The sequence below is a fragment of the Blautia parvula genome (genome assembly GCF_020215665.1).
Classification (GTDB): domain Bacteria; phylum Bacillota; class Clostridia; order Lachnospirales; family Lachnospiraceae; genus Blautia; species Blautia celeris.
Window position 1 is genome coordinate 5,737,433 of the sequence record NZ_CP084061.1, and the last position, 17,919, is coordinate 5,755,351.

Consider the following 17,919-nt stretch of genomic DNA (forward strand, 5'->3'; position numbering starts at 1 on the left):
AAAAACATGAGGATAATCGTAGGAGTGACCGGTGCTTCCGGAGTAGAGATGAGTTATTATCTGGTAAAGGCTCTGAAGAATATAGAAGGATGCCAGGTGCATCTTATTTTAACAGAAGGTGCAAAGAAGACCTGGAAACTGGAGAGTGATATCCCTCTGATCGACCTGGTTCTGCTTGCGGATGTTGTCCATGAGGATGAAAATCTGGCAGCAGTGATTTCCAGCGGATCTTATGTGACAGAGGGCATGATCGTCATGCCGTGCAGTATGAAGACGCTGGCCGGAATTACGGCGGGATACGCGGAGAATCTTCTGGTGAGAGCTGCGGATGTGTGTCTGAAAGAAGGCAGGAAAGTGGTATTGGTACCGCGCGAAATGCCGCTTGGAAAAGTACATCTGAGAAATATGAAAGAGGCAGCAGAATTGGGATGTGTGATCATTCCGCCGGTTCTTACCTTCTATAACGGGCCAAAGAATATTGAGGAACAGATAAACCATATTGTTGGCAAAATACTGATGCAGTTTGGGATTACGCATGAGAAGTTTGTGCCGTGGACAGGAGCAGAGGAATGAATTTGGAAGAATATCATATAACAAAGGCAAGCGGCAGCAAATACCAGATTGAGCTGCTGGCCGTTTTCTGTGGTCCTGATCTCAGTGTCACCATCTGCGGAGGAACAGGATACCATGTGGGTGCCATCGCCCTGGGGTGTGCCAGACCGATAAAAGAGGGAAGAGAGAGGTCAGCTACGGTCAGTGTTATCTGTGCGTATGAGCATAAAGATGATGAGGCGGCCAGGCAGTCTGCAAAATATCTGGCAACAACCCTGAAATGCAGGGTGTCTGTGGCAGCCGGCATACACGTGGACAATGCATCAGAAGATGAACTGGATCTATTAATGAAAAACAGTGAAGACGCATGCCGCGAACTGGTCAGGGCCGTTATGGATATCAGCGTGTGATGATAACTGCAAAAATACCAAAGAATAAATAATACAGGATACACTCCTCCCCGGATGACAGATGATCCAGAAACTGCCATCCGGGGAGGGGTGTTTTATTGTATGCCATACAATTTTTCTGTATTCGCCATTGGGGAGTACGGAAGGCCGGACCCCCACATCTCAATACACCTGAAGTTCGTTTATATATTTATCAATATTCTTCAGCTTCTCCTCATTGGAGTAACCGATCTTTTTGTTGATATCAGCACAAAGCGTTTCCATAAGAAATTCCACGCCCACGTATGAATTGAAGAAGGTACTGCTGTTTAAGCCGACGGTGAAGACAATATCCGCGTATTGTGCCAGCAGCGCGCTCCGCTTGTCTGTGATGACTACGATACCGGCGCCTGCGTCCTCGGCCATCTGTACTGCCATCTTATCCAGCTTGGAATATCTGGGAAAGCTGTAGACGATCACACAGTCTTCCTTTCCGATATCACTTAAATGGTCAATGACATTGGCATTGGAATCATTGGTAGGGTACACATCCGGCAGCATATGTTTTAAAAGGAAATAAGTATAGGCGCCCACACCGGAGTTGGCCCTGGAAGCTATGACAAATTTTTTCCGGCTTTTGATGATCAGGTCAGCGGCCTTGTCAAAGGTTTCCCTGGAGTTATTTTTCAGAACAGAGGAAATATTAGCCTCTGTGTTCACCAGAAATTCTTCCATAAAGTTGGCTTCGCCCCGCTCCATACTCATTTTCAGACGTTCGTACGGAACGGTAATATTGCTGGACATGCTGTAGACATTGTCCTTATAGCTGTTCCGCAGATTCCGCTGAAAGTCCATGAAGCCGGTAAATCCCAGTGCTCTGGAGAAGCGGATCACAGAGGATTCGCTGACGCTTAACTTCATGGCGATATCCGTGGAGGTCATAAAAAAAGCCTCCTCCACATTGTCTATGATAAATTCTGCAATGACCTTTCCGGTCTTGGTAAGTTTGGTACTTTTGAGTAATTCCTTTATTTCATTCATGCAATTCCCCCAATAATATCCCTTTATCCAGGGATTTTTCGCAAATGATCATATTTTTCCGAAATTTTAAAGCTTCCTATGTATATGTTAAAATTGTAACATATATCTTAAAATTTTGAATGGACAATTTAACCAAAAAACCAGTCTCTTTTTCTGTAAATCTGTCTTATTGCACAAATGCTTGATGTGTGATAAAGTAAAACCATCAAAGAAATGAAGAAAAAAAGTCTTTTAAAATATAAAATGAAAAATAATATTCATAACTCTATCAGCAGGACGATGACTGGTTTCATATATTACATCATAGTATTTCATAAGTGTATCTCATTGGAATTTCATAACCGGAGGGTTTTGAAATAAATAAACCACCCACGTGGATCCGCGGCCTGGGTGCTTCCAAATTAAGCGGAACAAAAATATCAGGAGGATATAATTATGAGAGTAGGATGCGTGAAGGAAATCAAAAACAATGAGTATCGTGTAGGTTTAACACCGGACAATGTTGTCTCTTATGTCAATGCCGGCCATGAAGTTTATATTGAAAAAGACGCAGGCATCGGCTCAGGATTTACCACAGACGAGTATGTAAAAGCAGGAGCTGTGATTCTTGATTCTGCGAAAGAAGTCTGGGACAGATCTGAGATGATGGTGAAGGTAAAAGAACCGCTGAAAGAAGAGTACCAGTATTTCCACGAGGGACTGATTCTTTACACATACCTGCATCTCGCTGCTGACCGTCCTCTTACAGATGCGCTGCTGGCATCAAAGGTAAAGGGCGTTGCTTATGAGACTCTGATCGAGAGAAATGGCAGTCTGCCGCTGCTGGCACCTATGAGCCAGATCGCAGGACGCCTCAGTATCCAGGAAGGAGCAAAATATCTGGAGAAACCGTTCGGAGGTTCCGGTGTTCTGCTCTCCGGTGTACCGGGTACACCAAAAGCCAATGTTGTCATTCTGGGAGGCGGCAATGTTGGTACCAATGCCTGCAAGATCGCTGTGGGAATGGGCGCGAACGTGACGATCACGGATATCAGTCTGAACCGTCTTGCATATCTGGATGATATCTTCGGTTCCAGAATCCAGACCCTGTACAGCACAGATGCTGCCATAGCCAATGCAGTGGCAAACGCGGATCTGGTCATCGGCTCAGTCTTGATTCCGGGTAAGGCAGCCCCCAAGATCATGAAGAGAGAGTATCTGAAAAATATGAGACCCGGAAGTGTGATCGTGGATGTGGCAGTGGACCAGGGCGGATGCTGTGAGACAACAAAAGTGACCTATCACGATGACCCGACCTTCGTTGTAGATGGTGTTGTGCACTATTGTGTGGGAAATATGCCGGGTGCGGTACCCAGAACATCCACCATCGCCCTTACAAACGCTACCCTGAAATATGGTCTTGAGATTGCCGGAAAAGGTCTTGAGACAGCATGCAAAGAAAATAATGTTGTGTATTCTGCTATTAATACGTATAATGGATTCAGTACATGTAAAAATGTATCGTTAAGTTTCAATATGGAAAATACAGATGTTACAACCTTGTTCTGATACTATCACTTATATGTAACTGTTCAGTACCTTCACAGTTACGAGCAAAAATCCATGTAAAATCGCCTTTGGCGATGGGATTTTTGCCTGGCTGCTGAACTTTTTCTTACGGTCAGCGCAGTAAATGCGCAGACCTGCTGAATAGTTACACTTATACTACATAAAGTATTTTACAGCGCGGCAATAGGTTAAAGACAGATGTCGGTTTCGTACCTTTGCCGCGCTCTTTTTCTCATTGGATTCGATTGGAGGTAGATCTATGGATAGTATTTTGCATTTGCTGGAAAAAGTACAGGCAGTCGTTTGGGGACCGCCTACTATGGTTTTATTGATCGGGACAGGTTTATATTTTACGCTGAGACTGAAATGTCTGCAGGTTGTACATCTTCCGAGAGCACTGCGGTATATTTTTGAAAAAGAGGAGGGCGAAGGAGATGTCTCCGCGTTTGGATCCCTCTGCACGGCCCTGGCGGCCACCATTGGAACCGGCAGTATTGTGGGTGTTGCCACAGCACTGCGGGTGGGCGGCCCGGGCGCACTTTTCTGGATGTGGGTTTCTGCCTTTGTGGGTATGGCTACAAAATACGCGGAAGGCCTTCTGGCAGTAAAATACCGCACGGTGGACGAGAACGGTCAGATCGCCGGAGGTCCCATGTACTATATCCAGAACGGCATGGGAAAAAAGTGGATCTGGCTTGCAAAGCTCTTTGCCTTTTTCGGTATCATCACAGCACTGCTGGGCTGCGGGACTTTTCCGCAGGTAAACGCGATCACAGAGTCAGCAAGTGAGGCGTTCCATCTTCCTGTGGCCATCATTGGCATTGTGGTTACCATAGCGGTGGCAGCAGTTGTCCTGGGAGGACTGAAATCCATCTCCAAGGTGGCGGAACTGGTTGTCCCGGTCATGGCGGCAGCTTATGTGATCGGTTCCTTTGCAGTGCTTTTTGTCAATGCATCAGCCATTCCGAAAGCATTTGCCCTTATCTTTGAATCGGCATTTACGCCTCATGCCATGCTGGGCGGCGCCGGCGGAACCATTATGATCTCTGTGATGACTGCCATGCGCACGGGATTTGCCAGGGGTATTTACACAAATGAAGCAGGCCTTGGAAGTTCACCCATCGTTGTGGCTGCAGCAAAGACAAAATCCTGTGTGCGCCAGGGGCTTATTTCCATGACAAGCGTATTTTTCACCACGATCATCATCTGTACCATGACAGGTATTGTGGTGATCACCTCAGGCCTTCTGGAAACCACAGAGCTGGACGGCGGTCTGCTTTCAAATGCGGCCTTCAATGCCAGCCTTCCCGGGGATATCGGCATGTACATGGTGACCATCGGCCTTATTTTCTTCTCCTTTACCACCATTATCGGCTGGTGTTATTATGGGGAGCGCTGTCTGGTATATCTGTTCAACAGCGTAAAATACATACTGCCTTATAAGATGGTTTATATTGCCTGCATAGCAGTGGCTCCGTTTTTATCCCTGAAACCTATCTGGCTTCTGGCGGATATTACCAATGCCTGCATGGCATTTCCGAATCTCATCGGACTTCTGGGACTGAGTTCTGTGGTGATCGCGGAGACGAAAGCTTTTTTCCAGAAAGAAAAAGAGAAAGATAAAGAGAAGGAACGTGGGATTGCCCCCACATAATCGGATTATACCGCACCTGCGTATTTGGGTGCGGTATAATTTTGCCGTTAAGCCGGCGGAGCGGTTAATGTTTTCTTTTGGCAGGAACCCCTACAACGGTGGTTCCGTCCGGCACGTCGCGGATCACCACAGCACCGGCCCCCACAATGGATTCCCTGCCAACGGTTATGTGATCCAGAATGGTGCTTCCGATACCGATGAAGGAACGTCTGCCTATTTTCGCGTGGCCTCCCATGGAGACCTGAGGGCAGATATTGACATAGTCTTCAGCCAGACAGTCGTGTTCGATCACTGCGTGGGTGTTTACAATGCAGCCGATTCCCACATAGGCATTGATATTGACGACGGCACCTGCCAGTATGGTGCAGCCATTGGCCACATGGGCAAGGGGGCTGATGACAGCCGTGGGGTGTATCAGGGTTGCCAGGGGAACCCCTGCAGCCAGCACCTGTGCAATTTTCTTTTCCCGCAGGTAATTGCTGCCGCTTGCCACAATGACCTCGTCATAACCATGTATCAGTTCGCTGACCTTTTCCTTTGCCTCCTCATAAATTGTGTGACCGGGAATCTGGCGGTGTCCTTTCTCTTTGATATCGAGAAAGTCAATCCTGCTGTATCTCTTCATTGCCAGAGCACAGTCCAGGGCTACCGTCCCCTGATCTCCGGCTCCCCATATTAAAAGGCGCTTCGTATTTTTTGTAAATCCAGATGTTTCCATCTCCCTACCTCCTCATTCCCTCATTTCTATCTTATGCCTGTACCAGAAAACGTTTACAGTCTGTCTGCGGATGACTCGCGGGCAGTACGGTAAGCAGCCTGTTCTGTTCAAGAATAATTCTTATTTATATGATACACTTAAAACAACAGGGAAGCAAGTGGAAGAATAGTCAGACAATCATATGGAATTGTGATAAAAATATAACAAAGGGAGGCATCAGAAGCGCGGAAGAAAAGCAGAGTATGCCGCTACTTATGGCTGGCTGAGGTATTTGCTTTTTTCTTTATGACGCCGGCGGAGAAGGATGCAGACATTTTATAGAATGCTTTCCGCGGCATGAATCTTCCCATAAACCTTATAAGCTTTGCCCCGGCATCCGGAATGGATACCACCTTTCCCTTTCTGAAATCCTTCATGGCATCCGCCACAATATCATCCGGCTGGCGGAAACCAAACAATCCCTTTTTGTTCTTATCCATATGCATCCCCGCGTTCTCGTGAAAATGAGAGTCAATAAAACCGGGGCAGACAGCCTGCACATGAACCCCTGTTCCAACCAGCTCTGTGTGCAGCCCCTCTGTGAAATTCAAAATGTACAGCTTTGTGGAGGAGTAGAGGACATTGTGAGGCATCACGGCAAAAGCGCCGTCGGAGGAAATATTGATGATAATACCGTCATGGCGCTGCAGCATACCTTTCAGGACGCAGTGTGTCAGTTGTGTGACACACAAAATCTGCAGGTACAGCATTTTTTCGATATCCTCTTGGGGTGTATCGGCAAAGAACGGTTTTAAACCGAAACCGGCATTGTTTACAAGAACATGGATGTCCCTGTCTCTGATAAAGGAGAGCAGTTGGCTGATGCCGTTTGGGTCTGACAATTCCACGATCAGCACCTCAGCTTTTATGTGGTACCGCTTTTGCAGTGTTTCCGCGTTTTTTTGTATGATTTCCCTGCGGCGGCCGGTGAGGATCAGATCATATCCGGCGGAGGCAAAGTATTTTGCATAGCTGAGTCCCAGTCCGCTTGTGGCACCTGTGATAAGCGCTGTATTTTTCATATTAACCATCCTTTCAGTGAACAAAGTTCACTCAAATCCTGTAATAAAATCCCTCTTAAGAGGGACTTATCACTTTGTCAGTTTGCTCATGTATTCTTTGATTCTTGCCGCTTTTTCTTCCGGGGTAAGGCTTTCGTCGTTTATGATCGGAATCTGTCCGTATAGGATAAACTGGGAGAAAGATTTTGTGTCGGAGACGGAGATTGTTCCGTTTGCGTTCAGGCTGTCAAAAAACTCTGCGGCAAAGGGCAGCATATAGTCACAGATAGAGTAACTGAGCAGTGTGTGGAAGGTCCGGTTCTCCTCCTTGTGGAAAAAGGCATCGTATTTTTCTCTGCTGCCGGAAGTCAAAAAAAGAGCGGCGGCCCGGTCAAAAGCGGAGGACATATCCCCGCTGTGTTCTTTCAGGGCACGTACAATGGGAGCGCAGTAATCAGAGACGTACTGTCTGACTGCCTGTTCAAATAATACCTGTTTGGATTCAAAATAGCGGTAGCAGAGACCGGGAACAACACCCACCGCTGATGCGATATCCCGCATGGTGGTCTGCTCATATCCCTTTTCCGCAAATACACGCATGGCAGTGTCCATGATTTCCTGCCTGCGCTCCTCCGGGGGTTTGGAAACCCTGATCTTATCTTTTGCCATATGATCATCTCACTTTCTGAAAACAGTATAGCACGATGAGTGAATAAATGTCAATGAACAATAGTCAATAATACCGGATTAAAGGGATTCCGCCGGAATTTCTGCATTAACCGTTTCGGCAGCAGGCATAAATTTTGACAGGATCACACCGGAAAGTATCAGACCTGCGCCCAGATAATCTGTCCAGTCCAATATCTCATGTAGAATAAGAAAGGAAAGAACCGCGGAAAATACTGGCTCCAGGGAAAAAATCAGTCCGATTCTCTCAGCCGTGGTATATTTCTGGGCCACAGACTGCGCGAGAAAACCATAAGCACTGCACATCAGTCCAAGACAGAGTATGGCTGCCCACTGTGCGGGGGAAGCCGGGAGGGACGGCGTTTCAAACAACATCATACAGACGGAGGCACACGCGGCAATAACACCAAACTGGATGGTGCTGAGAAGGAAGGTGTCTGCAGTTTTAGAGGTTTTTTCAAGCAGAAGGATATAAACAGCATAAAAAAACGCACCTGCCAGGCTGTAGATGGCCCCGCCATTCAGGGAAAGCCCATTTTTGGCGGTCAGAAGATACAGGCCGGCTCCGGCAAGAAGAATACTGGACAGTACCAGCCTGCGGGGGAGTTTTCTCCATATGATACTCTCCAGAATGGGAATAAAAATAACGGTAGTGCTGGCTAAAAACCCTGCGGTGGATGCAGTGGTACGGCTGACACCATAAACCATCCCGGAAAATGTGAGAAACAAAAGAATTCCCATCAGAATCCCTTTTCCTATATCGGAAGGCTTGGCTGAGCGGTACTTTTTGGAAAAAACCAGTGTCATAAAAAGAAACGCGATTCCGAAACGCAGTGCGATCAGGTTAAAAGGGGCAATGCTTCCAAGCCCTATTTTCATCAGCAGATAAGAGGACCCCCAGACGAAAGAGACGCTGACCATCAGCATTTCAGCCTTTTTGCTGTTCATAAGTCATCCCGCCTTTCCTGCACATACAATTCAGCGACGGAGTATAGGGCGGCTTCTCCAGCAATGAAAACCCTGTCCCCGGAAAAACGGCAGTATAAAATACCGCTTCTTTCAGAAGCCTGCAGGGCGCGGAAATCCTGCCTTTTCAGCTTTTCTGTCCACATAGGGATGACATGGCAGTGACCGGAGCCGCAGACCAGATCACGTACGAGCCATGCTTCGGCCGGCATAAATCCCACGGCCGCTGCCATCTCCTCTGTGACCGGTATTCGGTGCAGGGGATAGGAGGGCATGTCCAGTTCATATCGTCCGTCCTTTTTTCTGACGGTAAGTTCTCCGCTTTTGGTCAGAAAGGATATCCAGCGCAGTTCATACGCATCCCCTTTTGTGACCGTAAATGCCGTTTCAGACAGATTGTTTTCCCTGGCAATATTCTGCATCAGCTCATCCGGTATCCACTGTTCCGGAAGACAGACAGCGGCAGGGTTTCCTTTGAATACAGTATCAGTAAAAGCGTCTGCAATGTAACATTTCATTTTCTTCCATCTCCTTGTCTTTGGTTTTATATTAGTATATACTGGTTTTTAAAATAAGGAAAATAAATAGATATTATATAAATATGCAGAAAGGTTATTTGAAAATGCAGCGTTATATTGCACTACAAAAAATAGTTGAACTTGGAAGTTTTACAAAGGCGGCCAACCTGCTGGGATACACACAGCCTGCCATGAGCCAGATGATCTCATCCCTGGAAAAGGAGCTGTCCATTAAACTTCTGTATCGCTCCCGCTATGGCGTCCATCTGACGCTGGAGGGGGAGAAGCTGTATCCGTTCATCCAGAGAACCGTGGCTCAGTATCAGTCCATGCTGGAGATGGTAAAGGAAATAAGGGGGCTGGAATCCGGGGTGATCAAGATCGGTACTTTTTCCAGTGTATCAGCACACTGGCTGCCAAAGCTGATCAAAAAGTTTCAGATACAGTACCCCAATGTACAATTCGTACTTCATCAGGGGGACTATACTACGATACCGGAGTGGGTGCGGATTGGGGAGGTGGATTTCGGATTTGTGAACCCGGACGCGGTCAAGGGGATCAGGACCAGGCTCATAAAGGAGGATAAACTGATGGCTGTGCTCCCCACCGGCCATCCCCTCTGTGAACAGGAGTATGTCACCATGCAGGATCTGGCAAAGGAACCGTTTCTTCTTCTGGAAGAAGGGGCTTTCAGCGAGACTCTGACTGCGTTTCATGCCGAACAGATAGAACCGGACATAAAACTCCGTGTCCATGATGACTACTCCATTTTATCCATGATTGAGGAGGGCCTGGGGGTCAGCATCATACCGGAGCTGATCCTGTGCAAATCCAGCCACCAGGTGGCAGTGCGGCCCATACAGCCGGTTGTGAAGAGAAAAATCGGGATTATCACACAGGATAAAAACACGATTCCCATTGCAAGCAATGTGTTCATTAAGTTCTTACTGGAAAATGTGGATATCCTGCCTTAGAGCGTGTTCGTTTTGGCAGCGGGGACGGCTGTTCATATGAACAGCCGCACCATACAATTAAATAAAAAGCAAAAGACGAAGCCTAAAACCGTGGGAATGAGAAATGCCAAAAACGTCCATTTCAAACTGTGTGTTTCCTTTTTGATGGTGAGAAGTGTGGTGGCGCAGGGCCAGTGCATGAGTGTGAACAAAAGCATGGAAACAGCAGTAAAACAGGTCCAGCCGTTTTGTACAAGCAAAGTGTGCAGGGTTGCAAGACTGCCGGAATCGGTCAGTGTCCCCTGTGCCGTGTAAGCCATGATCATGATGGGTACCACGATCTCATTGGCCGGCAGTCCAAGGATGAAAGCCAGCAGAATGATACCGTCCAGTCCCATAAGCCGTCCCACAGGTTCCAGGAATCCGGCAAAATGCAGCAGCAGGGAAGTATCCCCCACAGTTACATTTGCCAGTATCCAGATAATGAGTCCTGCAGGGGCCGCCGCGATCAGTGCCCGCCAGAGTACGTGAAGGGTGCGGTCCATAACAGAGCGCACCAGCACACGGAAGAACTGGGGCCGCCGGTAAGGCGGAAGTTCCAGCGTAAAAGAGGAGGGAACCCCCTTTAGTACTGTCTTAGACAAAAGCCAGGATGAGAAAAACGTCATGAAAATACCCAGCAGTATGGTGGCCGCCAGTAAAAGCGCAAGGGACAGGGAAGTAAAAAGCCCGGTGCCGGCGGCAAAGAACATGGTGAGAACAGCTAAAATAGTGGGAAATCTTCCGTTGCAGGGAACCAGGCTGTTGGTCAGTATGGCGATCAGGCGCTCCCTGGGGGAGTCTATGATACGGCATCCGGTGACACCCGCTGCGTTGCATCCAAAGCCCATGCACATGGTTGGTCAAGATCAGGATTTTTTGATATCTGCGGAGCATAACTTTTTTCTGTATGCGGTAGAATAAGTAAAAACAGAGAAAGGAAGCAGGAAAATGAAAAGAAATACACAGAAAATTCTGGGAGAATATGAAGAACATTTGCTGTATCAGGAACGCAGCCAGAAGACTGTTGAGAAATACATCCGTGATCTGCGCGCCTTTTTTACGTTTCTGGATGGGAAGAAAATGGACAAAGAAGCAGTTCTGAGATGGAAGGAAAAGCTGAGAGAAACTCATGCGCCTGTCAGTATTAATTCTATGCTGGCCGCTGTGAACAGCTATCTGGAATTTGCAGGTATGCCGCAGATGAAGGTAAAGCCGCTGAAAGTACAGAGGGAGATCTTTTCCAGACCGGAAAAAGAACTGACCCGTGAGGAGTATGTGCGTCTTGTAAAAGCAGCAGATCAGAAGGGAAACAGAAGGCTCTCCCTTTTGCTGCAGGCTATCTGTGCGACGGGGATTCGTGTATCGGAGCTTCAGTACATTACGAAAGAAGCCCTGAGTACGGGACAGGCATTCGTAGCGTGTAAAGGAAAAAGCCGTACCGTTTTTCTGCACCGGGATTTATGCCGCGCGCTTCGGAGTTACTGCAAAGAGACCGGTATTGAGAGCGGTCCCGTTTTCCGCACAAAAAGCGGCAGACCTCTGGACAGGAACAATATATGGAGAGATATGAAATCTCTGTGCCAAAGTGCCGGGGTGGAGCCGAAAAAGGTGTTTCCCCATAATCTGCGCCATCTGTTTGCAAAGGCTTATTATATGCTGGAGAAGGATTTGGTAAAACTGGCGGATTTATTAGGGCACGCAAATATTTCCACGACACGTATCTATACAATGGAAAGCGGAAGAGAACATTTAAGACAGCTTGAAATGATGAAGCTTGTTATCACTACATGAATTGACTGCATAATGGTGATTATGCCATCATGCACCTGGAATCCTCAATGAAAGTTACATAGTGATATTCTAACATACCTGGTTAAGAAAAACAAATATTTGATCCGCCGGCTTATTTTCTGCCGGTTTTAGACGCCTGATGTATAAGAGAACATGGAAAAAAGACCGGAGCCGTTATTTTCCGCACACCGGTCTGCTTTTCATGTGTTTCTAAAACAATATGGCTGCATTTCTCAATGATAGAAAGAACATTACAGTTTTTGGGCATATGATATAGAATGCTTTGAACTGTAATTTTACGGCATAATCACCATTATGTACTCAACCCATAAATGAACAGATCACATAGGATAACCGACAGTACATAGGAGGATTGAGAAATGAGAGGCGGAGATTTTTTTATTCATGTGGAGACCATCAGAGAGAATACGCCGAAAGGATGGATCATGAACCCCAATTATAGTGAAATACTCAGGTTTCATGATTTTGGGGACATGCTGCTGAAAATAAACACAGTTTTATCCTATCTGGAAAACAGCCGGGCAGGAGCTGCCGAACTGCCGGAGTTTCATTCCCTGCAGGATTCCGGATTTGGGAAAAAGGCAGCGTGCTTTTATCTTCTGCAGATATTCTGCACACAGCATAACAGCTGGCAGGGGCAGCTCAGGGGTGCGGACGGAAGGCAGAGGTATTTTAGAAGTGCGCTGGAAGCTCTGTGCATGATGGAGGAGGGAATCCGGGAGACAGCCAAGAGTTCTGAAAAGACGAATTAGTCATGGCAGTATCGCAAACTTGTAATGGAAAATCAAACAGGATAGCTTACAATGGAAATATCAGCAGAAGCGGAATAGGCAGCAGCTATGCATAGTTTGAAAGGAGATTGACAATGCGGTTTACAGACGGATTATGGGAGTCGAGAAACGGATATAAGCTTCACAGGGCCCATTCCCTGTGGGAGTGGAGGGCAGAGAAGGATCAGGTGCATTTCATGGTGCCCTGTACGGAGATACGGTCACTCAGGGATACGATAGTCGGACCGGTCCTTCATTTTACCATCACTGCCCCGAAAGCGGACATACTGGCTGTCAAGGTCTATCATTTTACAGGCAAAAAGGAGTGCGGGCCATACTTTGACCTGGATGTTTCCAATCGGGAGATGGAAGTATGCGAGAAGGAGCAGGAGATCACTGTAACTAACGGCAGAATGAAAGCAGTGGTAAGGAAAACTGGAGATTTTGGGATCGCTTTTTATTTCGACGGACGTTTCCTTACAAGATGCGGGGAAAAGGGAACGGCTTATGTCACAGACGCGGAATATGAGGCAGATAAGCTGTGTGACTATAATGGAAGAAACGGCAGAAGCAGCCAAAACGAAAACTATATTCGGGAAATGCTGAGTCTGGATGTGGGAGAATATATCTACGGCCTGGGAGAGCGCTTTACTTCCTGTATCAGGAACGGGCAGTCTGTTGACTGCTGGAACCGTGACGGGGGTTCCAACGGAAATCAGGCTTATAAGAATATTCCCTTTTATCTGTCCAGCAAAAGCTACGGTGTATTTGTAAATACCCCTGCCAGAGTGGGCTTTGAGGTGGCCAATGTGAGTGTGCGCCACGTGGAGATCGCAGTGCAGGAGGAGGAACTGGAGTATATGGTGATCGGGGGCAGCGAACCGAAAGAGGTTCTGTCAAATTACACGGCCCTCACGGGAAGGACACCGATTCCCCCTGCCTGGACCTACGGCCTGTGGCTCTCCACAAGCTGGATGCCGGATTCAGACGCGCAGATCACACTGGATACCATTGACAAGATGAAAGAATATGACATTCCACTGTCCGTGTTTCATTTTGACGCGCGCTGGATGGATGATTTTAAATGCTGTGATTTTGTCTGGTCAAAACGGTTCGGGGATGCCAAAAAGCTGCTGGATGCCATCCATGAAAGAGGCGTGAAGGTCTGTGTGTGGATCAACCCATATATAAGCCAGGAGTCTTATCTGTTCCGGGAGGGTAAAGACAAGGGTTACTTTTTGAAGACAAAGGATGGGGATGTGTGGCAGTCCGATAACTGGATGTCAGGGATCGCAATTGTGGATTTTACAAATCCTGAAGCGGTACGCTGGTATCAAAGCAAACTGGGAGCCCTGCTGGATATGGGAGTGGATGCACTGAAGACGGATTTCGGAGAGCGGATTCCAACGAATGTGGTCTATTTTGACGGTTCAGATCCTGCGAAAATGCATAATTATTATCCCTATCTCTATAATCAGGCGGTTTATGAGCTGATTCAGGAGAAGAAGGGGGAGGGATGCGTATTTTCCAGATCTGCTACGGCCGGAACCCAGAAATTCCCCTTTAACTGGGGCGGGGATAATGAAGCTTCCTATATTTCCATGGCGGAAAGTCTGAGGGGCGGTCTGTCACTCTGCCAGTCAGGGTACGGGTATTGGGCCCACGATATCAGCGGATTCTGCAGGACAGCAACACCGGACCTGTATAAACGATGGGTGCAGTTCGGAATGCTGTCCACGCACAGCAGGCTTCACGGGGAGCAGAGCTACCGGGCACCCTGGTATTTTGACGAGGAGTCCTGCAGGGTACTGAAGGCGTTTACGAACCTGAAATGCAGGCTGATGCCTTATCTGTACAGCGGAAGTGTGCAGGTATTGGAGGAGGGAGTTCCCCTGATGAGGGCCATGATGCTGGAGTTCCCACAGTGTCCCACTTCTCTGCATCTGGAGCGCCAGTATATGCTTGGAAGTGACCTTTTGGCTGCCCCTATTTTCAATGAAGAGGGCCAGGCGGAGTTTTTCCTGCCGGGAAATGGGTGCTGGACCAATTATCTGGACGGCGAAATCCTGGAGGGCGGCAAGTGGTACAGACGGAATTATGATTATTTCCATATGCCGCTGTTTGTCCGTCCGGGAACCATTCTCCCGGTGGGCGCAGAGGAGGATACTCCGGTCTATGATTACGCGGATGGGGTGACGTTTCAATTGTATGAAATACCCGAAGCGTTTGAAAAGGACTGCAGGGTCTATAATACCTCAGGGGAGCCGGTCCTTAAGCTGAATGTGAAACGCATGGGAGAAAATATAACATTGGAGCTGCAGGGGCAGGCAGAACATGTCTTTGTACAGCTCATGCATGTCAATGACATCAGATGTGACGGGGAAGTACGGAGAGAGAAATGTGAAAATGGTATCCGCTTCGAGATGCGGGAAGGTATCCTGGAATTTGCATTGCAATCATAACCGCAATCGTTTATAATGAAAACAGTTATATAAGCTCATAATATGGTTGAGCGTTTCTACCAACTGCCGTAAATAGTTGATTATAATTCTTTGGATTATAGTCATCTGTTTACGGCTTTTTTATTCATGCAGCAGAAAGTCCGCCGGGCGTACTTTTGGTGCTTTATTTCAGGAGGTATTTATGGAAAGAAAAAAACGAATTTTAAAGGATTACAAACGGGAAAGCCACTTTGATTATTTCAACAGTTTATCTTACCCGTACGTGGGAGTAACAGTCAATGTTGAGATAACAGATTTATTAAAAAAGGTTAAGGCAGAGAAACTGCCCTTTTTTCTCACGTTCTGCTACTGCGTGTCAAAGGCGGCAAACGGTGTCCCTGAATTCAGGCAGCGTATTGTAAATAACAGTATTGTAGAATATGAATCCTGCAGAACGTCACACACAGTGGCATTGGAGGATGGAACATACTGCTACTGTACTCTGGAAAGCAGTATGCCGTTTCCTGATTATCTGGACTACGCTGTACGGGCGCAGGAAGCGGCAAAAAGCGAGAGGAGTATTGAGGAGGACAGGGAGGAGAGCAATGACAAAATATTTATCTCAACGCTTCCCTGGCTGACCTACACCTCGTTTATTCAGCCTGTCCCCATTCCTGCGGACAGCAATCCGAGGATCACCTGGGGAAAGTATTACAAACAGGAGGAAAAAGTCCTGATGCCAGTATCCGTGCTGTGTAACCATGCTCTGGTTGACGGAAAACATATGGCTGATTTTTATGAGGCTCTTGACAGGGAAATCTGCGCAGTCTGCGGGCCGGTATCACTTCTCTGAGCTGTTTCTGGCCTCTGGGTCTGTTTCCGGTTTCTGAGTCTATTTTCGGAAAGTCAGTACCAGGTTGCAGGATTCCAGAGGGATATAGTGCTTGGAAGCTACCAGGGTGAGGCCGGAGTCATCGTACAGATTTTCCTGTATCATCAGAAATGTATTTTTTTCGGACAGCCTGTATTTCTGGGCCGTGAAGTTGCCTGTGTCTGATCCTCTCAGATTCAGAGTGGAGGAGACAGCATGGCTGTATACATCCTTGTTCAGAAATTGTGTCAGGCTGTCCGTGTCTGTAAAGTCAATATTGAACCTGGTAACTGTCTCGATAGGGATAAAGCTGAGGGAGTAGGCAAATGTGCTTCCCGGCTGGTCTTTATACCACCGGTCAATAATGGCGACTACAGGGGTTTTCCTGCCGATGATATTGCTGATAAAATCCGTGGGAGGTTCCAGGCGGTATTCTGTCTCCGTCTCTGTTATGGTCTGGCCGCATTGGAACACAGGATTGCATAGATTGGTGAAGTCTTTTACAGGCGCCTTCTTTGTTTCCTGTACAAAATTACCCTTTCCCTGTACGTTGTGGATCAGTCCGTCTTCTCTGAGCAGAGCCAGTGCCTGGCGGAGTGTCATACGGCTCACCCCCATCTTTTTAGACAGGTCCGGCTCGCTGGGGAGCTGTGATCCCCTGGGATATTCTCCGCTCAGAATCTGGGCATAGAGCTGATCATAGACCTTTACATGCTTCAATTTTCTTGATTTTTCTTCGGACATTCCTGTTTTGGGAACCTTGTTGTCTAGTGGTTCATTCATATCATTCTCCTCCGTCGGCAATATGGTAATATCAAAATAAGATATGACAATTATACAACTTTACATTATATTAGTCAATTTGAAAACATGTACTGATTATTCAGTCAGATCTGGGTATACTGCTATGTGCTCTGCATCCTGCACTGGCTCTACACTAGGTCTGTAAAGAGTAACATGTCTAATATTTGACGGATAAATGTAAGCACCTTAACAGATGAAGTTGTAATATATGCACAAAATTAGCGGATAAATATTGTATATATTATGCATAGTAATTTGATTGACAGAAAATTATACAAGTGGTAATATACATGTATAGAAAAAATATACAGGTACAAACAAGGAGGAAATACATATGAATTACGCAGAAGAGGGTGTGCAGTATCATCTGAATATAAGGAAAGGGGATGTGGGAAGATATGTGCTTCTTCCGGGAGACCCTAAGAGATGCAGTAAGATCGCGGCATACTTTGACAACCCTGTACTGGTGGCAGACAGCAGAGAATATGTGACATATACGGGATATCTGGACGGAGAAAAAGTCAGCGTCACATCAACGGGAATCGGCGGGCCGTCAGCGTCCATCGCCATGGAAGAACTTGTAAAGAGCGGGGCAGATACCTTCATCCGTGTGGGCACATGCGGCGGTATGGATGTAAATGTAAAGGGCGGAGACATTGTGGTTGCCACAGGCGCCATCCGCATGGAAGGTACCAGCAAAGAATATGCCCCCATTGAATACCCGGCGGTCGCTGATTTCGGCGTGGCCAACGCGCTGGTAAAAGCAGCCCAAAACTGCGGATATGAGTATCACGCAGGAGTTGTGGAGTGCAAGGATGCATTTTACGGACAGCATGAGCCGGAGACAAAGCCGGTCAGCTACGAATTGATGAACAAATGGGAGGCATGGCTGAGACTTGGCTGCAAGGCTTCAGAGATGGAGTCGGCCGCACTGTTTGTGGTTGCCAACTACCTGAGAGTGCGCTGCGGTTCCAATTTCCTGGTAGTAGCCAATCAGGAACGTGAGAAACAGGGGCTTTCCAATCCGGTGGTCCATGATACGGATGCTGCTATCAAGGTGGCTGTGGAAGCGCTGAGAATATTGATCCGGGAAGATAAATAACGCAGAAGGCT

General features: G+C 47.2%; 17 protein-coding genes, 1 pseudogene and 1 riboswitch. Of the genes and pseudogenes, 10 read left to right on the plus strand and 8 right to left on the minus strand.

Features of this window, described 5'->3' with window-relative positions:
• Positions 1-6: 6 nt before the first annotated feature.
• Together LC508_RS26090 and lpdD are read left to right on the plus strand one after the other, a co-directional pair.
• Positions 7-573 (plus strand): UbiX family flavin prenyltransferase, encoded by a 567-nt coding sequence (locus tag LC508_RS26090; RefSeq protein ID WP_033143788.1) that lies wholly within the window; start codon positions 7-9, stop codon positions 571-573.
• Positions 570-962 (plus strand): prenylated flavin chaperone LpdD, encoded by a 393-nt coding sequence (lpdD, locus tag LC508_RS26095; protein ID WP_054350978.1) that lies wholly within the window; start codon positions 570-572, stop codon positions 960-962. Before LC508_RS26090 ends, lpdD begins: the two co-directional genes overlap by 4 nt.
• Before the next feature lie 162 nt (positions 963-1,124).
• On the opposite strand, the gene LC508_RS26100 is transcribed toward lpdD, so the two are convergent.
• Positions 1,125-1,982, minus strand: coding sequence for a MurR/RpiR family transcriptional regulator (locus tag LC508_RS26100; RefSeq protein WP_225305265.1), 858 nt, complete (start codon positions 1,980-1,982; stop codon positions 1,125-1,127).
• Positions 1,983-2,417: 435 nt separating this feature from the next.
• Between LC508_RS26100 and ald the strand changes: the two genes are divergently transcribed.
• Positions 2,418-3,530 (plus strand): alanine dehydrogenase, encoded by a 1,113-nt coding sequence (gene ald / locus LC508_RS26105; RefSeq protein ID WP_103733259.1) that lies wholly within the window; start codon positions 2,418-2,420, stop codon positions 3,528-3,530.
• 259 nt (positions 3,531-3,789) lie between these two features.
• Positions 3,790-5,184: an alanine/glycine:cation symporter family protein gene (locus LC508_RS26110; protein WP_054350979.1), complete on the plus strand. Its 1,395-nt coding sequence runs from the start codon at positions 3,790-3,792 to the stop codon at positions 5,182-5,184.
• A gap of 64 nt (positions 5,185-5,248) precedes the next feature.
• On the opposite strand, the gene LC508_RS26115 is transcribed toward LC508_RS26110, so the two are convergent.
• The 5 genes from LC508_RS26115 to LC508_RS26135 all read right to left on the minus strand — a co-directional run bounded on the left by LC508_RS26115 (position 5,249) and on the right by LC508_RS26135 (position 9,113).
• Positions 5,249-5,902: an acetyltransferase gene (locus LC508_RS26115; RefSeq protein WP_103733027.1), complete on the minus strand. Its 654-nt coding sequence runs from the start codon at positions 5,900-5,902 to the stop codon at positions 5,249-5,251.
• 248 nt (positions 5,903-6,150) lie between these two features.
• On the minus strand, positions 6,151-6,963 hold the full coding sequence (locus tag LC508_RS26120; RefSeq protein ID WP_103733026.1) for an SDR family NAD(P)-dependent oxidoreductase: 813 nt from the start codon (positions 6,961-6,963) through the stop codon (positions 6,151-6,153).
• A gap of 69 nt (positions 6,964-7,032) precedes the next feature.
• On the minus strand, positions 7,033-7,611 hold the full coding sequence (locus LC508_RS26125; RefSeq protein ID WP_103733025.1) for a TetR/AcrR family transcriptional regulator: 579 nt from the start codon (positions 7,609-7,611) through the stop codon (positions 7,033-7,035).
• Between the two features lie 78 nt (positions 7,612-7,689).
• Entirely contained in the window at positions 7,690-8,577 is an 888-nt protein-coding gene (locus tag LC508_RS26130; RefSeq protein WP_033144067.1) for a DMT family transporter, read from the minus strand.
• Positions 8,574-9,113, minus strand: a complete 540-nt coding sequence (locus LC508_RS26135; RefSeq protein ID WP_054350984.1) for a PhzF family phenazine biosynthesis protein — start codon at positions 9,111-9,113, stop codon at positions 8,574-8,576. The genes LC508_RS26130 and LC508_RS26135 overlap by 4 nt, the downstream gene beginning before the upstream one ends.
• Before the next feature lie 104 nt (positions 9,114-9,217).
• On the opposite strand from LC508_RS26135, the gene LC508_RS26140 reads away from it, so the two are divergent.
• Positions 9,218-10,087 carry a LysR family transcriptional regulator gene (locus tag LC508_RS26140; RefSeq protein ID WP_103731594.1) on the plus strand — a complete coding sequence of 290 codons (870 nt, stop codon included), beginning with the start codon at positions 9,218-9,220 and terminating at the stop codon, positions 10,085-10,087.
• Between the two features lie 32 nt (positions 10,088-10,119).
• Here the strand turns inward: LC508_RS26140 and LC508_RS26145 are convergent.
• A pseudogene (locus tag LC508_RS26145) lies at positions 10,120-10,965 on the minus strand (nucleoside recognition domain-containing protein); the annotation flags it as partial.
• Positions 10,966-11,056: 91 nt separating this feature from the next.
• Between LC508_RS26145 and LC508_RS26150 the strand changes: the two are divergent.
• From LC508_RS26150 to LC508_RS26165, 4 genes are all read left to right on the plus strand, one after another.
• Positions 11,057-11,899 (plus strand): tyrosine-type recombinase/integrase, encoded by an 843-nt coding sequence (locus LC508_RS26150; protein ID WP_103731587.1) that lies wholly within the window; start codon positions 11,057-11,059, stop codon positions 11,897-11,899.
• A gap of 380 nt (positions 11,900-12,279) precedes the next feature.
• Positions 12,280-12,672, plus strand: coding sequence for a hypothetical protein (locus tag LC508_RS26155; RefSeq protein ID WP_103731586.1), 393 nt, complete (start codon positions 12,280-12,282; stop codon positions 12,670-12,672).
• Positions 12,673-12,785: 113 nt separating this feature from the next.
• Positions 12,786-15,152 carry an alpha-xylosidase gene (yicI, locus tag LC508_RS26160; RefSeq protein ID WP_103731585.1) on the plus strand — a complete coding sequence of 789 codons (2,367 nt, stop codon included), beginning with the start codon at positions 12,786-12,788 and terminating at the stop codon, positions 15,150-15,152.
• Between the two features lie 5 nt (positions 15,153-15,157).
• Positions 15,158-15,255, plus strand: a riboswitch (purine riboswitch).
• Between the two features lie 78 nt (positions 15,256-15,333).
• Positions 15,334-15,984, plus strand: a complete 651-nt coding sequence (locus LC508_RS26165) for a CatA-like O-acetyltransferase (RefSeq protein ID WP_033140263.1) — start codon at positions 15,334-15,336, stop codon at positions 15,982-15,984.
• 39 nt (positions 15,985-16,023) lie between these two features.
• Here LC508_RS26165 and LC508_RS26170 read toward each other — a convergent pair whose 3' ends face one another.
• The gene (locus LC508_RS26170; protein ID WP_225305266.1) at positions 16,024-16,785 is read right to left on the minus strand and encodes a GntR family transcriptional regulator; all 762 of its coding nucleotides are present in this window, start codon (positions 16,783-16,785) and stop codon (positions 16,024-16,026) included.
• Between the two features lie 355 nt (positions 16,786-17,140).
• Between LC508_RS26170 and udp the strand changes: the two genes are divergently transcribed.
• Complete coding sequence (gene udp, locus LC508_RS26175; RefSeq protein WP_103731584.1) at positions 17,141-17,908, plus strand: uridine phosphorylase; 768 nt, start codon at positions 17,141-17,143, stop codon at positions 17,906-17,908.
• The last annotated feature ends 11 nt before the right edge of the window (positions 17,909-17,919 follow it).